Source organism: Chroococcidiopsis sp. (assembly GCF_051657925.1).
Lineage (GTDB): Bacteria > Cyanobacteriota > Cyanobacteriia > Cyanobacteriales > Chroococcidiopsidaceae > Chroococcidiopsis.
Genome location: NZ_JBOFLP010000102.1, coordinates 1 through 12,527 on the forward strand (window position 1 = coordinate 1; position 12,527 = coordinate 12,527).

At 44.9% G+C, this 12,527-nt stretch carries 12 protein-coding genes; 6 read left to right on the top strand and 6 right to left on the bottom strand.

Annotated features, from left to right (window positions below):
• Together ACRC32_RS07505 and cphA are read left to right on the top strand one after the other, a co-directional pair.
• Positions 1-275: hypothetical protein (locus ACRC32_RS07505; RefSeq protein WP_438553377.1), on the top strand; the 275-nt coding region annotated here is incomplete at its 5' end.
• A gap of 140 nt (positions 276-415) precedes the next feature.
• Positions 416-3,025, top strand: a complete 2,610-nt coding sequence (cphA, locus tag ACRC32_RS07510; protein WP_438553378.1) for a cyanophycin synthetase — start codon at positions 416-418, stop codon at positions 3,023-3,025.
• Here the strand turns inward: cphA and ACRC32_RS07515 are convergent.
• A complete protein-coding gene (locus tag ACRC32_RS07515) occupies positions 2,985-3,194 on the bottom strand; it encodes a hypothetical protein (protein WP_438553379.1) in 210 nt (69 codons plus the stop codon). The genes cphA and ACRC32_RS07515 overlap by 41 nt on opposite strands.
• A 24-nt stretch (positions 3,195-3,218) precedes the next feature.
• On the opposite strand from ACRC32_RS07515, the gene carA reads away from it, so the two are divergent.
• The gene (gene carA / locus ACRC32_RS07520; RefSeq protein ID WP_438553380.1) at positions 3,219-4,355 is read left to right on the top strand and encodes a glutamine-hydrolyzing carbamoyl-phosphate synthase small subunit; all 1,137 of its coding nucleotides are present in this window, start codon (positions 3,219-3,221) and stop codon (positions 4,353-4,355) included.
• Between the two features lie 91 nt (positions 4,356-4,446).
• Here carA and ACRC32_RS07525 read toward each other — a convergent pair whose 3' ends face one another.
• Positions 4,447-5,187, bottom strand: a complete 741-nt coding sequence (locus ACRC32_RS07525) for a DUF1028 domain-containing protein (protein ID WP_438553381.1) — start codon at positions 5,185-5,187, stop codon at positions 4,447-4,449.
• Between the two features lie 242 nt (positions 5,188-5,429).
• On the bottom strand, positions 5,430-6,758 hold the full coding sequence (locus tag ACRC32_RS07530) for an ABC transporter substrate-binding protein (RefSeq protein WP_438553382.1): 1,329 nt from the start codon (positions 6,756-6,758) through the stop codon (positions 5,430-5,432).
• Between the two features lie 162 nt (positions 6,759-6,920).
• On the opposite strand from ACRC32_RS07530, the gene ACRC32_RS07535 reads away from it, so the two are divergent.
• Positions 6,921-7,751 carry a carbohydrate ABC transporter permease gene (locus tag ACRC32_RS07535; RefSeq protein WP_438553383.1) on the top strand — a complete coding sequence of 277 codons (831 nt, stop codon included), beginning with the start codon at positions 6,921-6,923 and terminating at the stop codon, positions 7,749-7,751.
• Positions 7,752-7,833: 82 nt separating this feature from the next.
• On the opposite strand, the gene ACRC32_RS07540 is transcribed toward ACRC32_RS07535, so the two are convergent.
• The 3 genes from ACRC32_RS07540 to ACRC32_RS07550 all read right to left on the bottom strand — a co-directional run bounded on the left by ACRC32_RS07540 (position 7,834) and on the right by ACRC32_RS07550 (position 9,558).
• A complete protein-coding gene (locus tag ACRC32_RS07540) occupies positions 7,834-8,250 on the bottom strand; it encodes a hypothetical protein (protein WP_438553406.1) in 417 nt (138 codons plus the stop codon).
• Between the two features lie 186 nt (positions 8,251-8,436).
• The gene (locus ACRC32_RS07545) at positions 8,437-9,276 is read right to left on the bottom strand and encodes an FAD-binding domain-containing protein (RefSeq protein ID WP_438553407.1); all 840 of its coding nucleotides are present in this window, start codon (positions 9,274-9,276) and stop codon (positions 8,437-8,439) included.
• A 144-nt stretch (positions 9,277-9,420) separates the two neighbouring features.
• On the bottom strand, positions 9,421-9,558 hold the full coding sequence (locus ACRC32_RS07550; RefSeq protein ID WP_438553384.1) for a hypothetical protein: 138 nt from the start codon (positions 9,556-9,558) through the stop codon (positions 9,421-9,423).
• Between the two features lie 22 nt (positions 9,559-9,580).
• Here ACRC32_RS07550 and htpG point away from each other — a divergent pair, with 22 nt between their 5' ends.
• Entirely contained in the window at positions 9,581-11,620 is a 2,040-nt protein-coding gene (gene htpG, locus ACRC32_RS07555; protein WP_438553385.1) for a molecular chaperone HtpG, read from the top strand.
• Between the two features lie 154 nt (positions 11,621-11,774).
• Positions 11,775-12,512, top strand: coding sequence for an ABC transporter permease (locus ACRC32_RS07560; RefSeq protein ID WP_438553386.1), 738 nt, complete (start codon positions 11,775-11,777; stop codon positions 12,510-12,512).
• Positions 12,513-12,527: the final 15 nt, after the last annotated feature.

Sequence of the window (12,527 nt, forward strand, 5' to 3'; positions counted from 1 at the left end):
TTCCGCTTCGTTTATATCTCAAACAACTATTTTTTGGTTCTCTAGATAAAGTTATTCTCAGCCCTACTGCTTTTTGGTATACGTACCAGGTCGAGCTTTTAGAAAAATGTTGGCTACAAGATATAAGCCAGCAATTAGAAGACTATTTATATGATAATTGGGACTTCTTTTTAATTGAAAACCACTGGGACTTTTATTGGATGTATCAAGTAGAACGCTGTTGGGAACGAGATTGCATAGAATTTTTAGAAAATTGTTGGCTGCAAGAAGAATAAAGTCAAAAGTTAAAAGTCACAAGTCAAAACCGAGGAGACAGGCGACAAAAGACAGAAGTTATGACTAACCACCGATAACCGATCGCTGATAACTGCTCACTTCCCAATAACTGCAAATTGCCCAAGAGGAATGAATTAGGATGAGAATTCTCAAAGTTCAAACATTGCGGGGTCCAAACTATTGGAGCATTCGCCGCCATCAACTAGTTGCTATGCAGCTAGACTTGCAAGAATTGGCAGAAAAACTATCTAATGAAATTCCAGGTTTTTACAAGGGTTTAGTTGAAGCACTACCCAGCTTAGAAGGACATTTCTGTTCTCCTGGGTGTCGCGGCGGCTTCCTAATGCGGGTACGGGAAGGCACGATGATGGGTCATATAGTCGAACACGTAGCCTTAGAACTACAAGAACTAGCAGGAATGCCAACAGGCTTCGGACGTACCCGCGAGACGGCTACTGCTGGGGTTTATCACGTTGTATTTGAGTACGAAAACGAGAAAGCCGGACGCTATGCAGCCCGTGCCGCTGTAAGGCTGTGTCAAAGTATTGTGGATCTGGGAGATTATCCCAAATCGGAACTAGAACGAGATCTTCAAGATCTCAAAGCACTTCACCAAGATGCGGCTTTGGGTCCTAGTACAGAAGCAATTATTCAAGCAGCAGAGGCGCGAGATATTCCTTGGATGCAACTCGGGGCGCGTTACTTAATTCAACTCGGCTATGGCAAACGGCAGAAGCGCATACAGGCAACTTTAAGCGGCAACACGGGTCTTTTAGGTGTCGAACTTGCTTCTGATAAAGAAGCTACTAAATACATTCTCAGTAATGCTGGCGTACCCGTTCCTAGAGGTACGGTTATCAATTATTTTGACGAACTAGAAGATGCGATCGCCTCTGTTGGTGGTTATCCCATCGTTATCAAACCGCTAGACGGCAACCACGGTAGAGGTATTACACTCGATATTCAAACTTGGAAAGCCGCGGAAGCCGCCTATGATGCAGCCAAAGCAGTTTCTCGTTCCGTTATTGTCGAGCGCTACTATCAAGGGCGCGACCATCGCGTAGTTGTAGTTGATGGTAAAGTTGTCGCAGTTGCCGAACGCATTCCCGCTCATGTTGTGGGAGATGGTAGGAGTACGATTGAGGAATTAATCGAAATTATCAATCAAGACCCCGATCGCGGCGACGGACACGATAATATCCTCACCCGCATTCAGCTCGATCGCAATAGCGATCGCCTCTTGGCACAACAGGGCTACAGCTTAAATAGCATTCTAGACCAAGATGAAATTTGCTATCTACGAGCTACAGCAAATCTAAGTACGGGTGGGATTGCTTGCGATCGCACTGATGAAATTCACCCAGAAAACATTTGGCTAGCGCAACGTGTAGCGAAAATTATCGGTCTAGATATTGCCGGAATCGACATTGTTACCCCAGATATCAGCCGTCCTTTGCGAGAAGTGGGTGGCGTAGTGGTAGAAGTGAATGCCGCGCCTGGTTTTCGGATGCATACCCATCCCAGCCAAGGCAAGCCTCGCGATGTCGCGGGAGCAGTCATCAATATGCTGTTTCCCCCAGGTAAATCCAGCCGCGTTCCCATCCTTGCTGTCACCGGAACCAATGGTAAAACCACAACCACGCGTTTACTTGCCCACATCGTCAAACAAACTGGTAAGACTGTCGGCTACACTACCACCGATGGCACGTATATCGGCGATTGTGTAGTCGATCGAGGCGATAATACAGGTCCTCAAAGCGCCCAGTTAATTCTACAAGACCCCACGGTAGACGTGGCTGTATTAGAAGCAGCACGAGGCGGAATTTTGCGCTCTGGGTTGGGATTTGATGCCTGCGATGTCGGAATTATTTTGAACGTAGCTGCCGATCATTTAGGAATTGGCGATATTAATACAGTCGAGCAACTAGCTCACCTCAAGAGTGTAGTTGCAGAAACCGTATTTCCCCACGGCTATGTTATTCTCAACGCTGACGATCCTTTAGTTGCGGCAATGGCAAAACGGGTGAAAGCTCAAATAGCCTACTTTTCACTCAACCCAAATAATCCCATCGTGCGAGAACATACTCGACATGGAGGCTTGGCAGCAGTGCATGAAGACGGTTATTTGTCAATATTGCAAGGAGAAATCAAACTACGACTCGAACAAGCAGTCAACGTACCGCTAACGATGGGCGGACGCGCTAACTTTGCGATCGCCAATGCCTTAGCTGCGAGTTTGGCAGCATTTACCCAAAGAATCCCCTTGGGACAGATTAAAGCTGGATTGCAGACATTTCAACCATCTGCCAGCCAAACCCCAGGTAGGATGAATTTATTTGAGTTAGGCAATTATCACGCATTAGTTGACTACGCCCACAACCCCCATAGTTACGAGGCATTGGGTAGCTTTGTCCGCAACTGGAAAGGAGAACGGATTGGCGTAATCGGGGGACCAGGCGATCGCCGCGACGAAGACTTCATCACCTTGGGCAAACTCGCCGCCGAAATGTTTGACTTTATTATCGTCAAAGAAGACGACGATACGCGCGGTCGTCCCCGTGGCGATGCCGCAGACTTAATCGAAAAAGGCATCCGCCAAGCCGATTCCAACTGCCACTACGAATCCATTTTGGAAGAGACAAGAGCGATCGATACTGCTCTCGACATGGCTTCCCGTGGTAGTTTAGTAGTCGTCCTCCCCGAAAGCGTCAGTCGTGCCATTCGTTTGATTGAATCTCGCCAGGGCTGAGTCGGGAGTCGAGAGTCGTAGGGGCGGGTTTAGCAAAAGAGTCACGGCTTACGTCAATCAATCTTTGCTCAAAACCCGCCCGTACAAGGGAGTCAGGTAATTTTGAATTTTGAATTGCTCCTTGTCTCCCTTGCCCCCCTTGTACCAAAGACCAACTACCAACTACCAATTATCAATTACCACGCCTCCAGTTATGACCCCTCAACCCGCCCTTCTCGTTCTTGCCGATGGTACTGCTTATCATGGTTTGTCTTTTGGTGCTACTGGTACTACCGTTGGCGAAGTCGTATTTAACACTGGCATGACTGGGTATCAAGAAGTCTTAACTGACCCCAGCTATCGCGGTCAAATTGTCACGTTTACCTACCCAGAATTGGGAAATACAGGTGTGAATCCTGAAGACGAAGAATCCGATCGCCCCCAAGTTAAAGGTGCGATCGCCAAAAATGTCTGTTACCGTCCTAGTAATTGGCGCTCTACTGGCAGCTTGCCTGACTACCTCAAACAGCACAACATCCCTGGAATTTACGGCATCGATACCCGCGCCTTAGTCCGCAAGATTCGCGAAGTAGGATCGATGAATGGCGCTATTTCTACAGAAATTCTTGACGAAGCAGAGTTATTGCAACTCGTCCTCGCTGCCCCCAGTATGGCAGGATTAAACTTGGTCAGTGAAGTCACCACATCCGCTGCTTATGAGTGGGCTGGAACTACTGATTCTGTATGGGAATTTAAACCAGTAGCCCCAAATGGGGAAACTCTCACCGTTGTTGCTATTGACTTTGGCATCAAACGCAATATTCTGCGGCGACTAGCAAGTCATGGCTGTCGCGTCATTGTCGTTCCTGCTAATACGCCACCAGAAGAAATTCTGAAATACAATCCCGACGGCATCTTTCTTTCCAATGGACCTGGTGACCCCGCCGCCGTTGCCGAAGGATTTGAAACGACAAAAGCCCTCATTTCAGCCCAGAAACCAATATTTGGTATTTGCATGGGACATCAAATACTAGGTCGGGCGTTAGGGGCAGAAACCTTCAAGCTAAAATTCGGTCATCGCGGTTTAAATCAACCTGCTGGCTTACAAAGGCAAGTCGAAATTACCAGTCAAAATCACGGCTTTGCGATTGATGCGGATTCCATTCCCGCAGATGTCGAAATTACTCATCTCAATTTAAACGATCGCACCGTAGCAGGGTTGCGCCACAAATCCCTACCTCTATTCTCAGTCCAATACCACCCTGAAGCTAGCCCTGGTCCCCACGACGCAGATTACTTATTTGCCAAGTTCGTCGAATCTATGCGTCAGTCGCGTACTGTAGGAGTGTAAGGAAAGCAGAAGTAGGGGCGGGTTTAGCAAAGAGATTGACGGCGCGAATCCTAAATCTTTGGTTAAAACCCGCCCGTACAGAAGTCTTACATTAATTGCCAATCATTAACCTCTGCTCCCTGCTCCCTGCTCCTTGCTCCCTAATTGGAGTAGCTAAATACTTAGCGATCGCCGTTAGTGTAGTCCGAGGACACTGGGGAGGCATAGTCTGCCGAAACGACTGATAATAATCTTGATGCGATTCTTCAAACAGATAGCGCAATTCCACCAACGGATTCGCATGGTGATCGACGCGCAAATCCAGATAGGGATAAACATCTTGATGCACCACATACAGCGCTGCCGATTGCCGTCCTCGCTTATCTCCCCCAGCCGCCTCGCCAGCCTCCAAAGCATGTAACAGGCGATCGCAAAACTCCATTCCCGCCCTAGCTTGATAGGCATCTGCCATCGCTACCAAAACTTGTTCGCCTACTAGCATATTTCCGGCAACAGAAAAGTAAGGATATGTCAAGTGTCCTGCCCAACCAACGCAGTCTTCACCCGTCCAAGCTGCCGTATGACCGTAACGATCTACCAAATGTAGCTGACGCTGGTGGCAATTGAGATCGTCTTGCAGCAAAAGATGTAAAGTATCTTCAGCCGAAACTCCATGTTCTAGCAATTGCAGGCTACAAATGCCTAATAGCGGGTTAGTTTGACCTTGAGTCGCGATCGCCCCTATAGTTGCCTTAGCATAAGGTACGAGCGCCCCTACAGCCAGATGCTTAGTTGCCACTGCCACCCCAGTCATTTGCGTTGCCGAATCCCAAGCCACAATTGAGAAGGTCATAAATTCCAGAGCGCCCGCTAGTCAAGACACGTACATGAATGTTATTCCCAAATAACATTTATTCGCGATCGCTTACTGTTTTGGATTTAACAATTTTTAGTCATTATGTCATTTGTCATTTTTGACAAGTGGTGTGTGGTCACTGGTCACTGGTCACTGATAACTACCCCCGACTCCTGTATGGGCGGGTTTTGACCGTGGATTTATTGCCTCAACCGTCGATATTTTTGCTAAACCCGCCCCTACCGACTCCCGACTCTTTGAAAAATCAAATCCAGCCTTTTTTGTGCTGCTTGTAATGCCTCGTTAGGGGTGCTTTTCCCTAATAAAACAGCTTCTAACGCCCTACCTAAATTTTCCGACAAGCGACTGTAACCAGGAAAAATCGGACGCGATCGCCCGTATTTTGCTTGTGCTAAAAACACTTCTACGGCAGGCTGTTTTTTGATGAAATCTTGATATTTCTGGCTTTCCCTTGCCTTCATATTGACGGGTAAATATCCCGTACCAATTGCCCAATCAGTTTGAAATCCTTCGCTGACAACATACTCGGCAAACTTGAGCGCGGCTCGTTCGCGTTCGGGCGTAGACTTAAAGACAAATAGATTTTCTCCACCGATCGCAGTTGCTTGGCGATCGCCTTTGGGAATCGGAAACACGCCAAAATCTATTCCTGTGGTTTGGAACTGTCCCAGCGTCCAGGGACCAGTCAATTGCATCGCGACTTTTCCAGCTAAGAAAGCATCGATTTCAAATCCTCTTTCTGGTGAAGATAGAACGACAGAACCATCATCGACTAAATCGCGCCACAATCCCAGCGAGGCGATCGCACCCTTGTCATTTGCTATGTTTACATCCGCTGGTTGTTGGGGATTGTTATTTGCCAACTCGCCACCGCCACTCCACAGGAAGGGTAGCCACAGAAAGACGCTAAATTCTCCTTTTCCTAACGGCAGAAACATTCCGTGTTGGTCGAGCCGCTTGTCTCCGTCTTTGTCAATGGTTAATTGACGCGCAACTTGACGCAATTCTTCCCAAGTTTGCGGTAACTGGGTAATTCCTGCGGCTTTCAATAAACTGGGACGGTAAAATACACCGACGTTATTTACTCCAAACGGCACAGACCAAGTATGTCCTTGATACTCCATCGTCGCAAACAGGCTAGGATCGATTTCATCCTTGACGGAAGAAGTTTGCAGCAGATCGTCTAGAGGACGAATTGCATTGAGTTCTACCAACTGTCCAGTTAGCGTCGCATTAAACCACAGTAAATCTGGCGGTGCATTTCCTACTACTGCTGCCAAAATTTTCGGTAATTGTTGTTCTGCTTGCCCGACATACAAAGATTCTACTTGAATGTCAGAATGCTCTCGATTGAAGCGATCTACCAGCGTTTGCAAAACATCTCGATTGGGTGGTGGATTGACTCCTTGCCACAGCGTAATTTTTGTCACTCCAGAATTGCTAGGTGTCGCCTGACATCCTACCAAAGTTAGGGTTACCACGAGTAAGAGGAGAAGAAATTTAGTTTTGACTAGGTAGCGATTGAGCAACTTCACTAGTTTTTTCAATTGACTTTTAAGTTTTATTGTCAAAATTTTAGTCTAGAATTGCCCCCTGTAGATAAACGCGGTTAAATAGGTATTTTTGATATATTGTCAGATAGATTCTGAGTATGTATTTAAGAAAAATCATTGCGGATATAGGTGTAAGCCTTGTCAAAGGAGATGTAGATGAAGGCAGATAAAAAGATATCTTTTATCCCAATTTTATATGCGATTTTAATTATCTATGCGATCGCGACTTTTTTACCCTTTGCTTGGGCGCTTTCTGCTTCGTTTAAACCCTTGCCTGAAATTATTGCTGGCGGCTTGAACTTGATTCCGCAAAACTTTACTTTAGAAAATTATCAAAAGATTTTTCTAGAAGAACCATTATTTGGTCGTTGGCTATTTAATAGTGTTGTAGTTGCTAGCACTGTCACTATTTTTAATCTTTTATTTAACTCAATGGCTGGTTATGCTCTTGCGCGTATTCCATTTAAGGGAAATCAGATCCTATTTTTCAGTATCTTAGCATTTTTAATGGTTCCAGCTCAAGTCACGCTAATTCCTAGTTTTTTAATTCTAAAATCTTTAGGCTGGTTAAATTCATATCAGGGATTAATTGTTCCGAATATTGTCAATGCGACTTTCATCTTTATGATGCGGCAGTTTTTTGTTAACTTTCCTAAGGAATTAGAAGAAGCTGCTGCCTTAGATGGTTTGGGTTACTTAGAAACTTTCTTTCAGATTGTCTTACCTTTAGCTAGACCAGCTTTAGCAGCCCAAACTATATTTATATTTTTAGGTTCGTGGAATAACTTTTTAATGCCATTAATGATTATTTCCACCCCAGAAATGTTTACTTTACCCTTGGGTTTGAATACATTCAAAGGACAATACATTAGTTATTGGAATTACATTATGGCTGCGTCTATGGTATTCACTTTACCTGCACTATTAATTTATGCTTTTTTTAATCGCTACTTCATTCAAGGGGTAACTTTCACGGGTGGCAAGTGATATAAGAGTTCGTTTTGCTTTACAAGATGCCCATTCATTTCTATAAATATAGGATTCGTAGGGTGTGTTAATTGACGCACCCTCATTCATAAACATATCTTTCTGCTACTTTCCAATATCGAGAAAATCGTTTTAGATCGATGTAGCCGTCATACTCGAAAAATGGCTCGACTTCAAAAACTTCTAGTTTTAGCGATCGCTCAATTTCATTGCAGATTGTTTCAAATCTGGGACTAGGACTATTCGCTGTCACAATTGAATCAGCCTTATGTTCTTTGGCAAAAACTAACACTTCTTTCGCCACATCACCTCGTCTAATCACAACAGGTAACTCTAGCAAACACTCATAAATAAAAGCAATCCGTTTCAAACTCAATTGCCACTCCTCAATTAAAGCCTCATCCCAGACCCAAATTGCAGGCGAATTGGGATATTCTTGCAGTGCAGGATTTTTTGGACTCAAGCAATCTCCGTGTATCCAAATAATAGGTTGACTCATGGTAATGGGTAATGGGTAATTTCCTGACTCCTGTGGGCGGGTTTTGAACCTGGATTGATTGTCACAATCCGTGAATATGCTTGCTAAACCCGCCCCTACGATTGCTGTACGGGCGGGTTTTGAACCTGGATTGACGATCGCAATCCGTGAATCTTCTGCTAAACCCGCCCCTACCACTTGCGATTCCTATCGCCTTTTTTTCCCGCGTTGCCAACTTTGACTGTTGGGTTGTTTGTTAAATTCTGCTTTGGGAAACAATCGCTGTTCTATTTGTTCGTAACTGCCTTCAAAGTCACAATGTCCGTGGAGGGGACATTCGCGACAGTAAATACCATTCGTATAACGTTCCAAGTTTTCGCGGTTAAAGAAATAGGGTTTGTGGCTAAAGGTACTCGCTACCCATTGCCAAGACATATTGTTACTCGCCGGATCGCCATCTAACAAGTGTTCGAGAAACCATATTGCCCCAACTTGCCAGCGGATGCGTCGCCAATGCACCATATAAGCAGCCATCCACATACGGGCGTGGTTGTGTAGATACCCTGTCTGGCGCATTTGTTGACTGAAACTGTCGATACAAACTAGCCCCGTCGTCCCTGTGGCGATGTCTTCTGGTAGTTCGGGGGCGTACTCTTTGGTAGTGTAACCAGTTTTATATTCTTCTCGATCTTCCCAAATTCCATTTCCTAATTTGACATATAGGCGTTGCCAATAGTCGCGCCAGCCAAGTTCGTTAATTAATTTTGTTGCTTCATCTGGCTGCTGAATTTTGTTTAGGACATATTTCTTAACATCAGCGAGACTCAAAACTCCATAGCGAAGATAGGGCGAGAGACGAGTTACCGCACCCGTGAGAAAGTTGCGAGTTTTGGCGTAACGGGCTGCATCTACTGTTTGTAAAGCTTCTTCAGCAGCTTTGCGTCCCCCCACAGTTTCGCTAATTGAGTCATCTCGGCTAGCAGTAGTAGGAAATTGTTCTTTTAAGTAGGCTACCAGTTCTTCACGACTGGTAAATTCGCGTTGCATGTCCTTCATATCAGTTGTCAGTTATCAGAAAATCGTAGGGGCGGGTTTAGTAAGAGATTCACGGCTGGCGGCGAGAAATTTTTGGTCAAAACCCGCCCGTACAGCAGTAGTTGCGAATTGCGTTCACGAAGTGTAGCGCAGCGTTTATTGTAAATCGCGCCTTGAATTGTCTCCCTTATCCAAAAATAGGTAGGGTAAACCGAATTGGCGTTGGGGGGAATCTTTAGTTAAGTAAAGAGCGATCGCGTGGTTTAAGCCATTAAGATCCTGATTAAAGAACATTTCACCACAACACTGATTTAGTATGCGGGAACAAGGCACAATCAGCATCCACACTGAGAATATTTTCCCCATTATTAAGAAATCTCTCTACTCCGACCATGAGGTTTTCTTGCGGGAATTGATCTCTAACGCAGTTGATGCTATCCAAAAGCTCAAAATGGTATCCCGTGCTGGGGAGTATTCCGGCGAGATTGGCGAACCAGAGATTCAAATTGCTATAGACAAAGATCGCAAAACTCTGTCCATCAGCGACAACGGTATTGGGATGACGGCGGAGGAAGTCAAGAAATATATCAATCAGGTGGCTTTCTCTAGTGCAGAAGAATTTATTCACAAGTACGAGGGAAAATCTGACCAGCAGATTATCGGTCATTTCGGCTTGGGTTTCTACTCTTCCTTTATGGTGGCGCAAAAAGTTGAGATCGATACTCTGTCTTACCAAGCAGGTGCGCCAGCCGTCCATTGGAGTTGCGATGGTTCCCCAGAGTTTATTTTAGAAGACTCATCTCGCAGCGATCGCGGTACGACTATTACCCTGCACTTAATGGAAGACGAGCAGGAGTATGTAGAAGATGCACGCATCAAGCAACTTGTCAAGACTTATTGCGATTTTCTGCCCGTTCCCATCAAACTGAATGGGGAGGTTATCAACCAGCAAAAAGCACCTTGGCGAGAGTCGGCAAATAATCTTACCAAAGAAGATTATTTGGAATTTTACCGCTACCTATATCCTTTTCAGGAAGAACCCCTGTTGTGGGTGCATCTTAACACCGACTATCCTTTCATCCTCAACGGGATTTTGTATTTTCCTAAACTCAGACCGGATGTGGATGTCACTCAAGGACAGATCAAACTATTCTGCAACCAAGTCTTTGTCAGCGACCATTGCGAAGAGATTATCCCGCGATTCTTACTACCAATGCGGGGAGTGATTGACAGCACAGATATTCCTCTCAATGTCTCCCGCAGCGCCTTGCAAACAGACCGGACGGTCAGGAAAATTGCCGATTATATTTCTCGTAAAGTCGGCGATCGCTTGAAAGAACTTTACCGCGATAGTCGCGAAGAATATATCAAAGTCTGGCAAGACGTGGGTACGTTCGTCAAGTTTGGCTCTCTCAACGACGAGAAATTCAAAAAGCAAGTCGAAGATATCGTCATCTACCGCACTACCTACGAAACACCTGTAGGGGCGCATAGTACCTCACCTGCGACAGAAACGCCAGCCGTACAGGTGCAAGCAGAAGAGGGAGACGCATGGCAAGACGTACAACCAGCAGAATCTACTCCCGACTCCCAACTCCCGTACGGGCAGGTTTCTAAACCTGCCCCTACCCACTCCCCATACACCACGCTGAAAGAATATCTGGAACGCAACAAATCACGTCACGAGAATCGCGTTTACTACTGCACCGATGAAGTTACCCAAGCTACTTATGTAGAACTGCATAAGAAACAGGGTTTAGAAGTCCTATTTATGGATTCCTTTATCGATACTCACTTTATTTCTTTCCTAGAAAGAGAGTATTCAGACGTTAAATTCTCTCGCGTTGATTCCGATCTGGATCAAACCTTACTCGACAAAGATAAAGCTGGAGAAATTGTCGATCCGACTACAAACAAAACTCGCAGCGAATTAATCAAGGAATTATTTGAAAAAGCCTTGAATAAACCCAAACTCAATATCCGTACCGAAGCATTAAAATCTGACGATCCCCAAGGTACGCCGCCAGCAATGGTATTGTTACCTGAATATATGCGTCGCATTCAAGAAATGAGTGCCTTCGTCCAGCAGCAAACAGCCCAGTTTCCTGACGATCATATTTTGCTAGTTAATACGGCTCATCCGCTGATTCAAAATTTAGTTAGTCTCAGCCAAGGCAGTATTATCCAAGGGGAAGGACAATCGCCTAGTGCCGAATTAGCTAATTCAATTTGTCAACACGTTTATGACTTAGCATTGATGGCACAAAAAGGCTTTAATGCTGAAGGAATGAAATCTTTTGTCGAGCGTTCTAATCAGGTGTTAACTCGTTTAACAGATCGCGCTACTAGTGCTTAGGGCGACTAGAAGTCGCGGCTATACAGGTGAAGTCCGCCTCCGCGGACTCTCAGATAAACTAACAGATATTAAAACCCGCGCCGGCGGGTTTTGTCTGTGTAGTCGCGAATTCTATTCGCCCATAAATGTTCGAGGTCGAGCGACCATATTTGTTATGATGACCGATATTTGGACTGTCATTTGGAAAGAGTGGCGCGAACTTTTGTTTCAGCGCGGTAGCCTCAAAACAACGATTTTAAGTTGGCTACCTTTAATCTTAATATTCGGCTTGCTTATGCCCATTCAAATTGGTACATTTTGGGTAGACTCTCCCTTTACAATTGCTTATTGGGGTTGGCTACCAACTCTACCAGTTATGGCGCTTATTGCTGATAGTTTTGCTGGAGAAAGAGAGAGACATACTTTAGAAACTTTATTGGCAAGTCCTCTATCAGAAGCAGCAATTCTATTCGGTAAAATTATTACAGTTGTTATCTATGGTTTATTGTTAACGGTAATAGTCTTACTAACAGGATTGATAGCTGTTAATTTAACTCATAACACAGGAGCAATTTTACTCTATCCGATAGGCATAACTTTAACTGGAATTGGATTGGGAATTTTGACAGCTACAGCTATGGCAAGTATAGGTGTCATTGTCTCTCTCCGCAGTCCCACAGTCAAACAAGCAGCCCAACAATTAGCTTTTGTTTCTATTGCTCTAACTTGGATTCCACTTTTGAGTTTGAGCCTAATTCCAACTCAATTACAAACAAGTCTTTTGAGATCGGCACAAAATACTAATTTGACTCACGTAATTTTAATTGTTTTCTTGGTGTTGGCGATCGCTAATCTAGGACTCCTATTCATAGCCATAAAACGATTCAAGCGATCGCGCCTAATTCTCGATTAAGTAGGTGCGTTAATT

Excerpts from the sequence above, each read along its gene's own strand:
- cphA (WP_438553378.1), top strand. The coding sequence starts at position 416 with ATGAGAATTCTCAAAGTTCAAACATTGCGGGGTCCAAACTATTGGAGC.
- ACRC32_RS07550 (WP_438553384.1), bottom strand. The coding sequence starts at position 9,558 with ATGTTCTTTAATCAGGATCTTAATGGCTTAAACCACGCGATCGCTCTT.
- ACRC32_RS07540 (WP_438553406.1), bottom strand. The coding sequence starts at position 8,250 with ATGAGTCAACCTATTATTTGGATACACGGAGATTGCTTGAGTCCAAAA.
- ACRC32_RS07525 (WP_438553381.1), bottom strand. The coding sequence starts at position 5,187 with ATGACCTTCTCAATTGTGGCTTGGGATTCGGCAACGCAAATGACTGGG.
- ACRC32_RS07535 (WP_438553383.1), top strand. The coding sequence starts at position 6,921 with ATGAAGGCAGATAAAAAGATATCTTTTATCCCAATTTTATATGCGATT.
- htpG (WP_438553385.1), top strand. The coding sequence starts at position 9,581 with ATGCGGGAACAAGGCACAATCAGCATCCACACTGAGAATATTTTCCCC.
- ACRC32_RS07560 (WP_438553386.1), top strand. The coding sequence starts at position 11,775 with ATGATGACCGATATTTGGACTGTCATTTGGAAAGAGTGGCGCGAACTT.
- carA (WP_438553380.1), top strand. The coding sequence starts at position 3,219 with ATGACCCCTCAACCCGCCCTTCTCGTTCTTGCCGATGGTACTGCTTAT.
- ACRC32_RS07545 (WP_438553407.1), bottom strand. The coding sequence starts at position 9,276 with ATGCAACGCGAATTTACCAGTCGTGAAGAACTGGTAGCCTACTTAAAA.